The 15887-nt window shown below is 73.5% G+C and carries 13 protein-coding genes, 1 pseudogene and 1 riboswitch; of the genes and pseudogenes, 12 read left to right on the top strand and 2 right to left on the bottom strand.

Features of this window, described 5'->3' with window-relative positions; genetic code table 11:
- The first annotated feature begins 122 nt into the window (after positions 1-122).
- The 7 genes from ACZ6ZP_RS00335 (at position 123) to ACZ6ZP_RS00365 (ending at position 8637) form a co-directional block, all read left to right on the top strand.
- Positions 123-1397 (top strand): inorganic phosphate transporter, encoded by a 1275-nt coding sequence (locus ACZ6ZP_RS00335; protein WP_351161860.1) that lies wholly within the window; start codon positions 123-125, stop codon positions 1395-1397.
- Positions 1398-1409: 12 nt separating this feature from the next.
- Complete coding sequence (locus ACZ6ZP_RS00340; protein WP_469405085.1) at positions 1410-1661, top strand: hypothetical protein; 252 nt, start codon at positions 1410-1412, stop codon at positions 1659-1661.
- 171 nt (positions 1662-1832) lie between these two features.
- A riboswitch (cobalamin riboswitch) is annotated at positions 1833-1975 on the top strand.
- Between the two features lie 122 nt (positions 1976-2097).
- The gene (locus ACZ6ZP_RS00345; RefSeq protein ID WP_361463474.1) at positions 2098-3039 is read left to right on the top strand and encodes a cobalamin biosynthesis protein; all 942 of its coding nucleotides are present in this window, start codon (positions 2098-2100) and stop codon (positions 3037-3039) included.
- A complete protein-coding gene (locus ACZ6ZP_RS00350) occupies positions 3036-4544 on the top strand; it encodes a cobyric acid synthase (protein ID WP_351161866.1) in 1509 nt (502 codons plus the stop codon). The genes ACZ6ZP_RS00345 and ACZ6ZP_RS00350 overlap by 4 nt, the downstream gene beginning before the upstream one ends.
- Positions 4545-4610: 66 nt before the next feature.
- Positions 4611-6671 carry a putative cobaltochelatase gene (locus tag ACZ6ZP_RS00355; RefSeq protein WP_351161868.1) on the top strand — a complete coding sequence of 687 codons (2061 nt, stop codon included), beginning with the start codon at positions 4611-4613 and terminating at the stop codon, positions 6669-6671.
- Complete coding sequence (gene cobO, locus ACZ6ZP_RS00360) at positions 6671-7279, top strand: cob(I)yrinic acid a,c-diamide adenosyltransferase (RefSeq protein WP_351161870.1); 609 nt, start codon at positions 6671-6673, stop codon at positions 7277-7279. Before ACZ6ZP_RS00355 ends, cobO begins: the two co-directional genes overlap by 1 nt.
- Positions 7273-8637 (top strand): cobyrinate a,c-diamide synthase, encoded by a 1365-nt coding sequence (locus ACZ6ZP_RS00365; protein WP_469405086.1) that lies wholly within the window; start codon positions 7273-7275, stop codon positions 8635-8637. Before cobO ends, ACZ6ZP_RS00365 begins: the two co-directional genes overlap by 7 nt.
- 64 nt (positions 8638-8701) lie before the next feature.
- Here ACZ6ZP_RS00365 and ACZ6ZP_RS00370 read toward each other — a convergent pair whose 3' ends face one another.
- Complete coding sequence (locus ACZ6ZP_RS00370; RefSeq protein WP_351161874.1) at positions 8702-9433, bottom strand: ZIP family metal transporter; 732 nt, start codon at positions 9431-9433, stop codon at positions 8702-8704.
- Positions 9434-9586: 153 nt separating this feature from the next.
- Here ACZ6ZP_RS00370 and cbiE point away from each other — a divergent pair, with 153 nt between their 5' ends.
- The 4 genes and pseudogenes from cbiE to cobC all read left to right on the top strand — a co-directional run bounded on the left by cbiE (position 9587) and on the right by cobC (position 13508).
- The gene (cbiE, locus tag ACZ6ZP_RS00375) at positions 9587-10870 is read left to right on the top strand and encodes a precorrin-6y C5,15-methyltransferase (decarboxylating) subunit CbiE (RefSeq protein WP_366463346.1); all 1284 of its coding nucleotides are present in this window, start codon (positions 9587-9589) and stop codon (positions 10868-10870) included.
- Positions 10871-10875: 5 nt separating this feature from the next.
- Positions 10876-11259 (top strand): annotated as a pseudogene (locus ACZ6ZP_RS00380) (cobalamin biosynthesis protein); the annotation flags it as partial.
- 265 nt (positions 11260-11524) lie between these two features.
- A complete protein-coding gene (locus tag ACZ6ZP_RS00385) occupies positions 11525-12448 on the top strand; it encodes a sirohydrochlorin chelatase (RefSeq protein WP_383819848.1) in 924 nt (307 codons plus the stop codon).
- Positions 12432-13508, top strand: coding sequence for an Rv2231c family pyridoxal phosphate-dependent protein CobC (gene cobC, locus ACZ6ZP_RS00390; RefSeq protein ID WP_469405087.1), 1077 nt, complete (start codon positions 12432-12434; stop codon positions 13506-13508). Before ACZ6ZP_RS00385 ends, cobC begins: the two co-directional genes overlap by 17 nt.
- A gap of 191 nt (positions 13509-13699) precedes the next feature.
- On the opposite strand, the gene ACZ6ZP_RS00395 is transcribed toward cobC, so the two are convergent.
- On the bottom strand, positions 13700-14635 hold the full coding sequence (locus ACZ6ZP_RS00395; RefSeq protein ID WP_469405088.1) for an SCO1860 family LAETG-anchored protein: 936 nt from the start codon (positions 14633-14635) through the stop codon (positions 13700-13702).
- A gap of 319 nt (positions 14636-14954) precedes the next feature.
- Here ACZ6ZP_RS00395 and ACZ6ZP_RS00400 point away from each other — a divergent pair, with 319 nt between their 5' ends.
- Positions 14955-15863, top strand: a complete 909-nt coding sequence (locus ACZ6ZP_RS00400; RefSeq protein ID WP_469405089.1) for a 2-phosphosulfolactate phosphatase — start codon at positions 14955-14957, stop codon at positions 15861-15863.
- The last annotated feature ends 24 nt before the right edge of the window (positions 15864-15887 follow it).

Genomic DNA, 15887 nt, shown 5'->3' on the forward strand with positions numbered 1-15887 from the left:
GGCGGAACCGGAGTGACGGTGCCCCGAATTGGGTCACCGCACGGCCCGGCCCAGTTCACTTTCCGTTCACCCAGGTTGCCTACGTTCCACTTGCCACTGACGTCCAACAGAAGCCTGGGTAAATGGAACACATCACGCTTCTCCTCGGGATCGTGATCGTTACCGCTCTCGTGTTCGACTTCACGAACGGTTTCCACGACACAGCCAACGCGATGGCCACCACCATCTCGACCGGCGCCCTCAAGCCCAAGACGGCGGTGGCCATGTCCGCCGTGCTGAATCTCGTCGGCGCCTTCCTGTCGGTGGAGGTCGCCAAGACGATCTCCGGCGGGATCGTCAACGAGGACGGACTGAAGACAGAGGTGATCTTCGCGGCCCTGGTGGGCGCGATCCTCTGGAATCTGTTGACCTGGCTGGTGGGCCTGCCCTCCAGCTCCTCCCACGCACTCTTCGGCGGCCTCATCGGTGCCGCGGTCATGTCGATGGGCTGGTCGTCGATCGACGGCGGCACCGTCGTCACGAAGATCCTGATCCCCGCGATCGCCGCGCCCCTCGTCGCCGGCATCGCCGCGACGCTGGCCACGCGCCTGACGTACCGCATCGGGCGCAACACCGACACCAAGGCGACCGCCAAGGGCTACCGCACCGGCCAGATCGCCTCCGCGGGCCTCGTCTCGCTGGCGCACGGCACGAACGACGCGCAGAAGACGATGGGCATCATCACGCTCGCCCTGATCACCGGCGGCGTCCTGAACCCGGGTGCCAACCCCCCGATGTGGGTCATCGTCTCGGCCGGTGTCGCCATCGCGCTGGGCACCTACCTCGGCGGCTGGCGCATCATCCGCACCATGGGCAAGGGCCTGACGGACCTCGCGCCGCAGCAGGGCTTCGCCGCCCAGACCAGCGCCGCGACCGCGATCCTCGCCTCCTCGCACATCGGCTTCTCGCTCTCCACCACCCAGGTCTGCTCGGGCGCCGTGATGGGCGCGGGCCTCGGCCGCAAGGGCGGTGTGGTCCGCTGGTCCACGGCGACCCGCATGTTCGTCGCCTGGGGCCTCACGCTCCCGGCCGCCGGTCTGGTCGGCGCGGGCGCGGAGTTCCTCACCAAGCAGGGCCCCTGGGGCGTCGCGGCGACCGCCGCGCTGCTCATCGGTGGCTCGGCCGTGATCTGGGTGCTCTCCCGGCGCAACGCCGTCGACCACACGAACGTCGCCGACGACGAGATCGGCGGCCCCTCCGGCGCCGAGCCCGCCGGTGTCGTGACCACCGCGATGGCCGCCGTCTCGCCGCCGCCCACCGGGTCGGCCGTGGCGAGCGCCGACGTCGACTTCGTCAAGGCCACCATCCCGGCCCCGACCGGCACCGTGGCGGATCCCGCCCGGCCCGCCACGGTGTAAGGACAACTCAGCATGAACATCGACTGGGCAGCTCTCGGCTCCGTGTTCGGAGTCAGCCTCGGGGTGACGGTGGCCCTGGTGGGCCTGTTCACCCTCGGCATCGTCGGCCTCTCCAAGCGCGAGGCGGCCACCTCCGGCTCCTCTTCCACCACCGCCGGCACCACCGCCGGCACCGTCCCCGTGGCGGCACGCACGGGCGCGTACGCGTGCTTCGCGCTCTGCCTGGCGGCCGTCGCGTACGGGATCTATCTGATCGTCGCCTGACGGCACTTCGGCCTCACGGGAGCCGGGTGGGACACGCCTCGACGAGTGCGTCCCACCCGGCTTTCGCGTGTCCGCCGTGCCCGGCCCGCGCCGACGCACGCCGACGCCGGGAAACCGGCCCCATGTGGGCCTCGGCACACTCTCCCGTACCAGGTCAACGGCAAGTTGACGGGCGTTCGCGGGCGTGGTGGACTGCCGGAGCCATTACGGCGGCAGGAGAGGAAGCCGGTGCGAATCCGGCGCGGTCCCGCCACTGTCATCGGGGAGCCCCCTCCTCGGAAGCCAGGAACTCTCGCCGCCGGTCACGTCGAACCAGGGCGCGGACACCCTGAGTGAGGACATATCGCCATGCGCGGCCGCCCGTTGCCGGTCTCTGTGCCCCTGCCCTTCCAGGCCAGGCCCCTCGCTCCTCTCCTCCTTCCGGTCGGCTGAACCCGTGCGTGCCGACCGCGACTTCGCGTACGGCGCCGCCGCCGGCCTCCTCGGTGACCTGCTGCTCGGCGATCCTCGCCGCGGGCACCCGGTCGCCGCGTTCGGCCGGGCCGCGGGCGCCGTCGAGCGTGTGCTGTGGCGTGACCACCGCGGGTGGGGCGCCCTGCACGCCGTGGTGTGCGCCGGGGGCGCGGCCGGTGCCGCCGCCCTGGCCTCTTCTCTCGTACGTGACTCACGCGCCGCGTCCGTCGCGCTGACCGCCGCCACGACCTGGGCCGTGGTCGGCGGGACCTCGCTGGGGCGTGAGGCGCGGGCCATCGGCGGGGCGCTCGCCGCCGGGGACGTCGAGGTGGCGCGGGAGCGGCTGCCGCATCTGTGCGGGCGCGATCCGCAGGCTCTGGACGCCGACGGCATCGCGCGGGCCGTGGTCGAGTCCGTCGCCGAGAACACCTCCGACGCGGTGGTCGGTGCGCTCGTGTGGGGCGCCGTCGGCGGGGTGCCGGGGCTGGTCGCCTTCCGTGCCGTCAACACGCTCGACGCCATGGTCGGGCACAAGTCCGTGAGGTACCGGCGCTACGGGTGGGCCTCCGCGCGGCTCGACGACGTTCTGGGCTGGCCGGGCGCCCGGCTCACCGCGGTGCTGGCCGCCGTCGCCGGGGACGCTCCGAAGGGAGCCCTGCGCGCCTGGCGCGCGGACGCGGCCAAGCATCCGAGCCCCAACGCGGGGCCCGTGGAGTCCGCCTTCGCCGGGGCGTTGGGGGTACGGCTCGGGGGGAGCCTCTCGTACGGAGGCCGGGTCGAGCACCGGCCCGTCCTGAACACGGGCGGGCGGGCCGTCGACGTGACGGACATCGAGCGGGCCGTGCGGTTGTCGCGGCGGGTCGGACTGCTGGCCCTGGGGGTCGCGGCAGTGGTGAGCACTATGCGGAAAGGCGGCGCCTCGTGAGTGGTGGACTGCTCGTGGCCGGGACCACATCGGACGCGGGGAAGAGCGTCGTCACCGCGGGCATCTGCCGGTGGCTGGCCCGCAAGGGAGTCTCCGTCGCGCCCTTCAAGGCGCAGAACATGTCCCTCAACTCCTTCGTCACGCGCGAAGGCGCCGAGATCGGACGGGCCCAGGCCATGCAGGCGCAGGCCGCCCGGGTCGAGCCGAGCGCGCTGATGAACCCCGTGCTGCTCAAGCCCGGCAGCGACCGCAGCAGCCAGGTCGTCCTGATGGGCAAGGCCGTGGGCGAGATGAGCGCACGCGGCTACCACGGTGGACGGCAGGAAGCGCTGCTCTCCACCGTCGTGGGATGCCTGGAGGAACTTCGGGGCAGCTATGACGCCGTGATCTGCGAAGGCGCGGGCAGCCCCGCCGAGATCAACCTGCGGCGCACGGACATCGTGAACATGGGGATCGCGCGGGCCGCCCGCTTCCCCGTCCTCGTCGTCGGCGACATCGACCGCGGTGGCGTCTTCGCCTCCTTCTTCGGGACGACGGCGCTGCTCAGCGCACAGGACCAGGAACTGGTCGCCGGGTATCTCGTCAACAAGTTCCGGGGCGACGTCTCGCTGCTGGAACCCGGGCTCGACATGCTGCTCGGGCTCACCGGGCGGCGCACGTTCGGTGTGCTGCCCTTCCAGCACGGCCTCGGCATCGACGAGGAGGACGGCCTGCGGGTGTCCCTGCGGGGCGCCGTGCGCGAGTCCGCCGTCACCCCGCCGGTCGGTGAGGACGTGCTGCGGGTCGCCGTCTGTGCCGTGCCGCTGATGTCGAACTTCACGGACGTGGACGCCCTGGCCGCCGAACCCGGCGTCGTGGTGCGGTTCGTGGACCGGGCCGACGAGCTCGTCGACGCCGATCTCGTGGTCGTGCCGGGCACGCGCGGCACCGTGCGCGCCCTGGAGTGGCTGCGCGAGCGCGGTCTCGCGGACGCCATCGCGCGGCGCGCCGCCGAGGGGCGGCCCGTGCTCGGGATCTGCGGCGGCTTCCAGGTGCTCGGCGAGCACATCGAGGACGACGTCGAGTCGCGGGCGGGCGCCGTGGACGGGCTGGGGCTGCTGCCCGTGCGCGTGCGGTTCGAGCGCGAGAAGACCCTCGCGCGGCCGGTCGGCGAGGCGTTGGGCGAACCCGTCGAGGGGTACGAGATCCATCACGGCGTCGCCGAAGTCCTGGGCGGAGAGCCCTTCCTGGACGGCTGCCGCGTCGGCGAGGTGTGGGGCACGCACTGGCACGGCTCCCTGGAGAGCGACGCGTTCCGGCGCCGCTTCCTGACCGAGGTCGCCCGCGCCGCCGGACGCCGCTTCGTGCCCGCGCCCGACACCAGCTTCGGCGCCCTGCGCGAGGAGCAGCTCGATCTGCTCGGCGATCTGATCGAGGAGCACGCGGACACCGACGCGCTGCTCGGCCTGATCGAGAACGGCCCCCCGTCCGGCCTCCCCTTCATCGCACCGGGGGCACCCTCATGACCGCGGAGGGGGACCGGTGAGACCCGCTGTCCCCTGCCCCGCCCCGAACCACGCCATGGAGGCCTTGTGAGTACCCCCTATCCGTTCACCGCTCTCGTCGGGCAGGACGACCTGCGGCTCGCCCTGCTGCTCAACGCCGTGTCGCCCGCCGTCGGCGGCGTGCTCGTACGCGGCGAGAAGGGCACCGCCAAGTCCACCGCCGTGCGCGCCCTTTCGGCCCTGCTGCCGCAGGTGCCCGTCGTCGCCGGCTGCCGCTTCTCCTGCGATCCGGCCGCCCCCGACCCCGCCTGCCCCGACGGTCCGCACGACGCCGGTGGCGCGTCGGTGCGGGACGCACGGATGGTCGAGCTGCCCGTCGGAGCCTCCGAGGACCGTCTGGTCGGGGCGCTCGACATCGAGCGGGCGCTCTCCGAGGGCGTGAAGGCCTTCGAGCCCGGCCTGCTCGCCGACGCCCACCGCGGCATCCTCTACGTCGACGAAGTCAACCTGCTGCACGACCACTTGGTCGACCTGCTCCTGGACGCCGCCGCCATGGGCGCCTCGTACGTGGAGCGCGAGGGCGTGTCCGTGCGGCATGCCGCACGGTTCCTGCTCGTGGGCACCATGAACCCCGAAGAGGGCGAACTGCGCCCGCAGTTGCTCGACCGGTTCGGGCTCACCGTCGAGGTCGCCGCGTCGCGCGAGACCGATCAGCGGGTCGAGGTCGTGCGGCGCAGGCTCGCGTACGACGACGACGCGGAAGGCTTCGCCGCGCGGTGGCACGACGACGAGTCCGAGCTGCGGGAGCGGATCGTCGCCGCGCGGGCGCTGCTTCCCCACGTGCGGCTCGGCGACAAGGCGTTGCGGCAGATCGCCGCCACCTGCGCGGCCTTCGAGGTCGACGGGATGCGGGCCGACATCGTGATGGCGCGCACCGCGACGGCGCTTGCCGCCTGGGCGGGGCGCGACGACGTGCTCGCCGAGGATGTGCGGCAGGCCGCTCTCCTCGCGCTTCCGCACCGGCGTCGGCGCAACCCCTTCGACGCCCCCGGGCTCGACGAGGACAAGCTCGACGACACGCTGGAGCAGGCCGACGACGGCAGTGACCGAGGGGACGACGGCGACGACGACCCCGACGGCGACGGCCCCGGCGGTGGCGGGCAGCCGCCGCAGGGCGGGCCCGACACCCCTGACGTGCCCGACCAGCGTGACGCCCATGACGCACCGGCCGCCGACGACGCCGGGAGCGGGCAGGACGAGGACTCCTCCCCCGCGCAGGCACCCGCTGCCGGTACCGGTGGCGGTGAGCAGCAGGCCGTGCGCGCCTCCGAGCCGTTCCGTACGAAGATGCTGAGCGTGCCCGGCCTGGGCGAGGGCGCGGCGGGGCGGCGCTCCCGGGCGCGGACCGAGCACGGGCGGACCACCGGGGCCCGGCGCCCGCAAGGGGCGCTCACCAAACTGCACTTGGCGGCCACCGTGCAGGCCGCGGCCCCGCATCAGCGGGCGCGCGGTCGCTCGGGGCGTGGGCTCGTCGTGCGCCGTGACGATCTGCGGCAGGCGACGCGGGAGGGGCGTGAGGGCAACCTCGTGCTCTTCGTCGTGGACGCCTCCGGGTCCATGGCGGCGCGGCAGCGGATGAGCGCCGTGAAGGGCGCGGTGCTCTCGCTGCTGCTGGACGCCTACCAGCGGCGGGACAAGGTCGGGCTCGTCACCTTCCGCGGTTCTGACGCCGAGGTGGCGCTGCCGCCCACCTCTTCCGTCGACGCGGCCGCCGCGCGCCTGGAGACGCTGCCCACGGGCGGGCGCACCCCCGTCGCCGCCGGGCTGCTCAAGGCGCACGACGTGCTGCGCGTGGAGCGGCTGCGGGACCCGGCACGGCGCCCCCTGGTCGTGGTCGTCACGGACGGCAGGGCCACCGGAGGCGTGGAGCCGGTGGCCAGGGCTGGCCGTGCCGCACGGCTGTTCGCGGACGCGGGGATCGCCTCCGTGGTCGTCGACTGCGAGTCGGGGCACGTGCGGCTCGGGCTCGCGGGGCAGCTGGCGGGCGAGCTCGGCGGCACCGTCGTGACGCTGGACGAACTGCGGGCGGAGTCCATCGCCGGGCTCGTCAAGGACGTAACTGGAACTCGGATGAGGAGCGTGGCCTGATGCCTCAGGGACAGCCGAACGTGGTACCGGACGACGGGCTGACCACGCGTCAGCGGCGCAACCGGCCGCTGGTGATGGTGCACACCGGGGTCGGCAAGGGAAAGTCCACCGCCGCTTTCGGGATGGCGCTGCGGGCGTGGAATCAGGGGTGGCCCATCGGGGTCTTCCAGTTCGTGAAGTCGGCGAAGTGGAAGGTCGGCGAGGAGAACGCCCTCAAGGTCCTCGGCGCGAGCGACGAGGGCGGCCCCGTCGACTGGCACAAGATGGGCGAGGGCTGGTCGTGGATCCAGCGCGCGCCCGCCGAGGGCGAGCCCAGCCATGAGGACAAGGCCCGCGAGGGGTGGGAGCAGGTCAAGCGCGACCTCGCCGCCGAGACCTACCAGCTGTACGTCCTCGACGAGTTCGCCTATCTCCTGCACTGGGGCTGGATCGACGTGGACGAGGTGATCGAGGTCCTCCGGGACCGTCCCGGGCATCAGCACGTCGTCATCACCGGGCGCTACGCACCGGAGGCCCTGGTCGAGTTCGCCGACCTCGTCACCGACATGTCCAAGGTCAAGCACCCCATGGACGCCGGTCAGAAGGGCCAGAGGGGCATCGAGTGGTAGCTCGGCTTGTCGTTGCCGCGCCGTCTTCCGGGTGCGGCAAGACGACCGTGGCCACGGGTCTGATGGCCGCCTTCACGGAGGCCGGGCTCGCCGTGTCCCCGCACAAGGTGGGGCCCGACTACATCGATCCCGGGTATCACGCGCTGGCCACGGGGCGCCCCGGGCGCAACCTCGACGCCTACATGTGCGGTCCGGGGATGGTGGCGCCGCTGTTCAACCACGGGGCCCGCGGCAGCGACCTCGCCGTGGTCGAGGGCGTCATGGGGATGTACGACGGGGCGTCCGGGCAGGGTGAACTCGCCTCCACCGCGCACGTGTCGAAGCTGCTCCGGGCGCCCGTGGTGCTCGTCGTCGACGCGTCGTCGCAGTCCCGTTCCGTCGCCGCGCTGGTGCACGGCTTCGCGTCCTGGGACCCCGAGGTGCGGATCGGGGGCGTGATCCTCAACAAGGTGGGCTCCGCACGGCACGAGACGCTGCTGCGGGAGGCCCTGGGCGAGTCCGGGGTGCCCGTCCTCGGCGCCCTGGGACGGGTGCAGCAGGCCAGGACGCCCTCGCGGCATCTGGGGCTCGTCCCGGTGGCCGAGCGGCAGGCCGAGGCCGTCGGGTCGGTGGCCGCGCTGGCCTCCCGGGTGCGCGAGGGCTGCGACCTGGAGGCGATCGTCGCGCTGGCGCGCAGTGCGCCCGCGATGACCGGCGAGACGTGGGACCCGGGTGCGGCGGCGCCACCGGCGCAGGACGGGCCGCGGGCCGCCGCCCTTCGGCCGGTCGTCGCCGTCGCCGGCGGGGCCGCGTTCTCCTTCTCCTACACCGAGCACGCCGAGCTGCTCACCGCCGCGGGCGCCGACGTCGTGGCCTTCGACCCGCTGCACGACGAGGAACTGCCGCCCGGCACCGCGGGGCTGATCATCGGCGGCGGGTTCCCCGAGGTGTACGCGCCCGAGCTCTCCGCCAACGAGCCGCTGCGGAAAGCCGTGGCCGAACTCGCGCTGAGCGGGGCGCCCGTCGCCGCCGAATGCGCCGGGCTGCTCTACCTGACCCGGGAGCTGGACGGAAAGCCGATGTGCGGCGTGCTCGACGCCCGCTCCCGGATGTCCGAGCGGCTCACGCTCGGCTACCGCGAGGCCGTCGCCGTGTCCGACAGCCCGCTCGCGGCCGTCGGGACCCGGATGCGCGGGCACGAGTTCCACCGCACCGTCGTCGAGCCGGGCGCCGGGGCGGCTCCCGCCTGGGGCATGCACTCCCCTGAACGGCGCGTCGAGGGTTTCGTACAACAGGGTGTGCACGCGAGTTATCTGCACACGCACTGGGCCGCCGAACCCGGTGTGGCCCGACGGTTCGTGGAGAGGTGCGGGGCATGAGCGGCCGGCCTGCGGGGGACGGGGTGCGGGGCGGGGCGCCGTGACCTCGGTCCGCGCCGCGGCCTCACTCCGCGATGCCCACCACCAGCCAGATGAAGCCCGCCCCCGCCACCGTGCACAGCAGCGTCGAGCGCGCCGGGTGCTCGTGGTGCGCCTCCGGCAGGATCTCCGCGGCGGCCAGGTAGAGCAGCGCGCCGCCGAAGAAGCCGAGATAGCCGCCGAGCAGCTGCTCCGGAATGGTGAACAGGAGCGTCGACGCGGCGCCCGCCACCGGGGCCACCGCGTCCGCGAAGAGCATCGCGAGGGCCTTGCGCCGTGCGTTCCCGTACAGGCTGGTGAGCGTGTACGTGTTGAAGCCGTCCGCGAAGTCGTGGGCGATCACCGCGACGGCCACCGCCACGCCCATGCCGCCGCCCACCTGGAACGCGGCGCCGATCGCGACGCCGTCCATGGCGCTGTGGCCGACCATCGCGGCGGCGGCCGTGAGGCCCACCTGGGGGACCCGGCCGTTCTCGTGCTCGTCCGCCCCGTGGGCCGCGTGGCGGCCCGCGAGGAGATGTTCCACCAGGTGCGCGGTGAGGAAGCCGGCGACGAACAGGAGCAGCGCCGCGGGGACGCCGAAGACCGGGCCGCCCGCGGCCTCCAGCGCCTCCGGCAGCAGGTCGAGGCCGACCACGCCGAGCATCAGGCCGCCCGCGAGCCCCAGCACGAGGTGGCGCCGGTCAGTGACCCGCTGGGCCGTCCAGCCGCCCACCAGGGTCATCACAAAGGCGCCGAGCGCCACGAACACCGCCATGCGCCCTTGCTAGCCGATTCACCCCCTGCCCCGCACATCCACGCCCACCGGTGACGCAGACACCGCCCGTTCTTCACTCGTACGAGAGGAATCCCCACCCATGGCCGACACCGTCCACGAGCGGGCCGCCGCCGAAGGGTTCAAGGCCGCCTCATGATCACTGTCGTCGGTACGGGGACGGGTGCGCCGCTCGACGCGTCGGCCCTCGATGCGGCCCACGAGGCGGTGCGCGCCGCGGGGCTCGTCGTGGGGGCCCGGCGTCACATCGACGCCGTCCGGCTGCCGCCGGGGACGGCCCGGGTGGTGCTCGGGCCGCTGGACCCGGCGCTCGACGCCGTCGAGGAGCACCTGGCGAAGGCGGACGGGGCGACGGAGGGCGGCGGTGTCGTCGTGCTCGCCGCCGGGGACCCTGGGTTCTTCGGGATCGTGCGGGCGCTCGCCGAACGGTTCGGGCCCGCCGAGCTCGACATCCGGCCCGGCGTCCCGTCCGTCGCCGGGGCCTTCGCGCGGATCGGGCTGCCGTGGGACGACGCGGTGGTGGTGAGCGCGCACGGGCGTGATCTGCGCACCGCCGTGAACGTCTGCCGCGCGCACCCCAAGGTGGCCGTCCTGACCGGCCCCGGCAGCGGTCCCGCCGAACTCGGCGCCGAGCTGACGCGCCGCACCGACTCCCGGACCCTCGTCGTCGCCTCCGCCCTCGGCGACCCGGGGCGCGAGCGCGTCGAGCGGGTCACGCCCGCCGAGGCCGCGGGCCGCGACTGGGGCTCCGGAGTGGACGTCGTCCTCTGCCTGGACGAGGAACGGGCCATCGCGCCCGCGCACGCCATCGCCGGGCCCCGCCTCTCCCCCACCCGGTGGGCCCTGCACGAGGACGAGTTCACCCACCGCGACTCGATGATCACCAAGTTCGAGGTGCGGGCGCTCGCCCTGGCCCGGCTCGGGCCGCGCACGGGTGACCTGGTGTGGGACATCGGCGCGGGATCGGGTTCGGTCGCCGTGGAGTGCGCGCGGTTCGGCGCGGCCGTCGTCGCCGTGGAGAAGACCCTCGACGGCGTGGAGCGCGTCCGCGCCAACGCGGCCCTGCACGGTGTCGACGTCCGTGCCGTGCACGGGGCGGCGCCCACGGTCCTCTCCGACCTCTCGGACCCGGACGCGGTGTTCATCGGCGGCGGCGGCCGTGAGCTGCCCGCCATAGTGACGGCGTGCGCACGGCGGGCGCGGCGGACCGTCGTGGTCGCCATGGCTGCGATCGACCGGGTGCCCGTGGTGCGGGCCGCGCTGAGCGGTGCCGGGTACGAGTGCGACGGCGTCATGCTCCAGTCGTCGCGGCTCGCGCCGCTGCCCGGTGAGGTCTCGCGGCTCGCGGCGGCCAATCCGGTCTTCCTGCTGTGGGGCACGCGCCCCTCGTCGTCCGCGCCCGAGGGGGCCGTTCGGTGAGCGGCCTCGTGGTGGGCGTCGGCGCGAGCAAGGGGGTGCCCGCCGAGGAAGTCGCCGGACTCGTCCGGGACGCCCTCCGGGACGCGGGGCTCTCCCCGGCCTCGGTCACCGCGTTGGCGACCGTCGACACGAAGGCCGCGGAACCCGGTGTCGTCGGGGCGGCGGCGCGGCTCGGGGTGCCGGTCGTGGCGTACTCGGCCGATGAGCTGGCCGGCGTCGCCGTGCCGAACCCCTCCGCCGCGCCGCTCGCCGCCGTGGGCACGCCTTCCGTGGCGGAGGCCGCCGCGCTGTGCGGCGGCGGCGAACTCCTCGTGCCCAAGCGGAAGTCGGCGCCGGAAGGACGTGCGTCCATGGCGACCTGCGCGGTCGTGCGACGCTCGGTCCGGGGCGGGTCGGCATGATGGTGGGCGGGGCGGGTGAGGTGGGCGGGACGGTCGAGGCGATGGTGATGACCGAGGCGGTTGTGACGACGGTCGGTGCTACTGCGGCCCGGGACACTGCGGCGCGCGCCACAGCGGCCCGCGAGATCCGTGTCGCATGCGAGGCGCCGTTCGTGTCCGCGCCTCATGCGGCGTACGCGTCCACACCGCATCCGGCGTCCGCGTCCGCGTCGCAGCTGAACGAAACAAGCAAAGCAATCAAGGAGTCCGCCGAGTGACCACCCCGCCCGCACTGCTCATCGCCGGCCACGGCACCAGGGACGAGGCCGGGGCGGCCGCCTTCCGGGACTTCGTGCAGGAGCTCGCCCGCCGCAACCCCGAACTCCCGGTCGCCGGGGGCTTCGTCGAACCATCGCCCCCACCGCTGGGGGACGCGGTCACCGGCCTCGTCGAGCGGGGCGTGAAACGTTTCGCGGCCGTACCGCTGACGCTGGCGCCCACCGCGCGCGCCGAGGGCGAGATCCCCGCGGCGCTCACCCGCGAGCAGGAGCGCCACCCCGGCATCTCCTACACCTGCGGCCGCCCGCTCGGCCCGCACCCCTCGCTCCTGAAGGTCCTCGGCCGCCGCCTGGACGAGGCGCTCGGCGGCGCCGCCCGCACGCCCCAGGACCGCGCCGACGTCACGGTCCTGCTCGTGGGTCCCGGTTCGACCGACCCGGACGCCAACGCCGAGGTCCACCGGGCGGCCCGGCTGCTGTGGGAGGGGCGCGGATACGCGGGTGTGGAGACGGCGTTCGTGTCGCTCGCGGCGCCGGACGTGCCGTGGGGCCTCGACCGCTGCGTACTCCTGGGCGCGAAGCGGATCGTGGTCCTGCCCTACTTCCTGTTCACCGGCGCCCTGCCGGAGCGGCTCCTCCAGCAGACGGAGGGCTGGGCGGCGGCGCATCCGGAGATCGAGGTGCGCTCGGCGGAGGTGATCGGCCCCGAGGAGGAGCTGCTCGACCTCGTCATGGAGCGCTATCGGGAGGCGGCGGGCGCCGATGATGGGCCACTTGGCCTCGGGCACGGCCTTGACTGCGGGCACGGCCTCAGCCGCGGGCACAGCCTCAGCCGCGGGCACGACGGCCAGGGACACGACGGCCAGGGACACGACCACGGACACCTTCACCAAGACGGATCTCATGCGCACTCCCACTGAACCCGAACCCGAACACGAGGCCGGACCGGACCTGCGGCACCACGGCGATGCCGAGGTCCGGGGCGCCGGCGACCTCACCGACCTCGCGGTGAACGTCCGCGCGAACACCCCGCCCGCCTGGCTGAAGCAGCGCCTCGCCGCCTCGCTCGACGGTCTTGCCGCCTACCCGGACGGCCGGGCGGCGCGGGCGGCGGTGGCCGCCCGGCACGGCGTGACGCCGGACCGGGTGCTGCTCACCTCGGGCGCGGCGGAGGCGTTCGTACTGCTCGCGCGCGCCCTGAAGGTGCGTCAGCCGGTGGTGGTGCACCCGCAGTTCACCGAGCCCGAGGCGGCGCTGCGGGACGCGGGGCATGTGGTGGGGCGGGTTCTGCTGCGTGAGGAGGACGGGTTCCGCCTCACGGGGGCGGTGGTCCCGGAGGGCGCCGATCTGGTCGTGATCGGCAATCCGACGAACCCGACGTCGGTGCTCCACCCGGCCGAGTCGATCGCCGAACTTGCCCGGCCCGGACGGGTGTTGGTGGTGGACGAGGCGTTCATGGACGCGGTGCCGGGTGAGCGGGAGGCGCTGGCGGACCGTACGGACGTACCGGGTCTGGTGGTGCTGCGGAGCCTCACCAAGACGTGGGGTCTTGCGGGGCTGCGGATCGGCTACGTCCTGGCGGAGCCGGAGACGATCGCGACGCTGGCTGCGGCGCAGCCCTTGTGGCCGGTTTCTTCTCCCGCGCTTGTGGCGGCGGAGGTCTGCGTGGCGCCTGCGGCGCTTCGGGAGGCTTCTGCCGCGGCTCTGCAGATCGCCGCCGATCGGGCCTATCTCCTGGACGGGCTCCGGGAGTTCGCCCCCTGCGGGGTGCGGGCCCTGGAGGACGCCGAGGGGCCCTTCATCCTGCTGCGGGCCCCCGAGGCCCCCGCCCTCCGCGAACGCCTGCGGGAGCGGGGGTTCGCCTTGCGGCGTGGCGATACGTTTCCGGGGCTCGGGGATGAGTGGCTTCGGGTGGCGGTGCGGGACCGGGGGACCACGGATCGGCTTCTTGGGGTCTTGAGGGAGGTGTTGGGGAGCTAGGGCTCTTTCCTCTCCCCAACCCCGCCCCTTCCCGAAAACCCGCTCGGCGCAGGGGCCTTGGTTGCCGTCGATCACCGTCTCCGCCGAGTTCGTCCTCAAACGCCGGACGGGCTGGAACCATCCATCCCGTCCGGCGTTTGAGCAGCGGGGTCTGGGGCGGAGCCCCAGAATGCCCGCAGGGAGCCCCCGCCTCAGCCCTTCCGCGTCCGGCGGGCCAATACCAGTGCTCCGCCGCCCGCGGCGAGCAGGGCCGCTCCGCCGCCCACCAGGTACGGCGTGGACGAGTTGCCGCCGGTCTCGGCGAGGTTCGCCTCGGCCGGCTTCTCCGGCTTCGCGACGACCGGCTTCTCCTCCGCTCCGCCCTGCGGCTTCACCGGCGCCGAAGGCTCCGGCTTCGCGGCTGCCGCCGGTGTCTCGCACGACGCGCCCGCCAGCGTCACCGTGCCCTCCACCTCCGCGACGTTCAGCTTCAGGGGGTTCACGGACACCTTCAGCTCCAGCGCGGTCGCCGCCGCCGTACGCGAAGTCGTGTGCGTCTTCGACAGGTCGAGCCGCACCTCCCCGACCCCCGGCACCGTCACCTGGGTCGTGCCGCCCGCCGACAGCGTGACCTTCTTGCCGAGCACCGTCACGCCGCCCAGCAGGTTCGCCTCGGCGACGGGCCGCTTGCCCGCCGCGCAGACCGCCTTGGACGTCACCTGCTCGACCTCGATCAGGGACAGCAGCGGCAGACCCGGCACATGCACCTTGGCCCGCGCGATGTTGCTGTACCCCTCCGCCTTCCCCTTCTCGACGGTCGCCTTCGCGGTGGCGACGTCCGCCCGCAGCACGCTGAACGGCCGACCGCCGTCGATCCCGTCCAGCTCGGCGGTGAGCGCGGTCTTCTCGGCGCTGGCCGGCGCCTGTACTTCGTTGAGCGAGACCCTGAGCGGGACGTTCAGGGTCTTGTTGAGCAAGGACACGTCGAGCCCGGTGCGCAGCACGACGGCGTTCGCCCGGCCCTTGTCGCCGCCCGTCGCCGAGGCGGTGCCCGCGGTGGCGAGCGCCATGGGTCCCGCGACGAGGGCCGTGGCGGTGGCGATCACGCCAAGACGGCGTGCGGGCAGGCGGAAGGCATTGCTGTTCAAGGTGGTGGAACCCCCACAAGAGTTACGGAGTCGCCGGAAGCCTCGCGCTTCGCTGGATGGGGACATCGCTTGAGCGCGACACCGGCAACATCGACAGGGGGAATCTTTACGCACTGAGAGTGAATAGCCAGCGACCAAGCGTGAGTTCACTCCAAAGGGAGGTTTCCGCCCCTGCTTTCGAATCTTTCGGCACGGACGTTCCCTCCAGCCACCTGAGCAACTCCCTGGCTCGAACATATCGATCGACAGCTGGATCGTGGCCGAATCATGTGCAACGAACCAAGGGCCTCGCGCGTAACGCTCCGTCAATATGAGGCACATGGGGAAGATGCAGCAGACGCAACGGGCGAGCGGCGAGGAATGGTCCGCGCAGGGCGAGTACGGGGTGCGGTTCGAGTGGGGACCCGAGGGGGCCCGGCGGCTCATGGCGGCCGGTGACGTGGCGTGCCTGGTCGTCGTCGACGTGCTGTCGTTCACGACGGCGGTGTCCGTCGCCGTGGACGCCGGGACGAAGGTCTTCCCGTACGCGTGGAGGGACGAGAGCGCCGTCGCTTTCGCCGCCGAGCGGGAAGCCGAACTGGCGGTGGGGCGGCGGGCGGTGACCGCCGAATCGCCGTGGTCCCTCTCCCCCGCCGCCCTGCGCCTGGCACCCTTCACGCCCCGCCTGGTGCTGCCCTCGCCCAACGGGTCGGCGATCGCCGCCGCGGCAGGTACGTCCGGCACGGTGGTCGCGGGGTGCCTCAGGAACGCCGCGGCGGTGGGGAGTTGGCTCGCGGGTCAGGGGTACGGGGGGCCTGAGCGGCCGGTTACCGTGGTCGCCGCGGGTGAGCGGTGGGCCGAGGGGAGCCTGCGCCCCGCCCTGGAGGATCTGCTGGGGGCGGGGGCGATCATCTCCGCGGTCGCCTCTGCGGTCGCCGCTGCCGCCGTCCCTGCGGTCACCGCCGCTGCCGCCACCGCCGCCGCCGGCTTCGCCGTGAACGGAGCCCGGGTCTCGCCGGAGGCCGCCGTGGCGGCCGCCTCGTACGCGTCCTGTGCGGATGTCGCGTCGGCGGTCGCCGACTGCGCGTCGGGGCGGGAGCTGCGGGCCTCCGGCTTCGCGGAGGATGTCGCGGTGGCCGTGGAGTCGGGAGCTTCGGAGAGGGTGCCGGTCTTGGCGGCCGAGGGCTTCTTCTCCCCCAACTCCCCGAACCCCCCGAACACCCCCAACTCCCCCAACTCCCCGAACTGACTCAGCTCCCCAGCTCCCCGAACT

It is taken from the genome of Streptomyces sp. NPDC054047 (assembly GCF_055585065.1).

Coding starts and splice junctions, on each gene's coding strand:
- ACZ6ZP_RS00335 (WP_351161860.1), top strand. CDS start 123: ATGGAACACATCACGCTTCTCCTCGGGATCGTGATCGTTACCGCTCTC.
- ACZ6ZP_RS00340 (WP_469405085.1), top strand. CDS start 1,410: ATGAACATCGACTGGGCAGCTCTCGGCTCCGTGTTCGGAGTCAGCCTC.
- cobO (WP_351161870.1), top strand. CDS start 6,671: ATGCCTCAGGGACAGCCGAACGTGGTACCGGACGACGGGCTGACCACG.
- ACZ6ZP_RS00370 (WP_351161874.1), bottom strand. CDS start 9,433: ATGGCGGTGTTCGTGGCGCTCGGCGCCTTTGTGATGACCCTGGTGGGC.
- cbiE (WP_366463346.1), top strand. CDS start 9,587: ATGATCACTGTCGTCGGTACGGGGACGGGTGCGCCGCTCGACGCGTCG.
- cobC (WP_469405087.1), top strand. CDS start 12,432: ATGCGCACTCCCACTGAACCCGAACCCGAACACGAGGCCGGACCGGAC.
- ACZ6ZP_RS00400 (WP_469405089.1), top strand. CDS start 14,955: ATGGGGAAGATGCAGCAGACGCAACGGGCGAGCGGCGAGGAATGGTCC.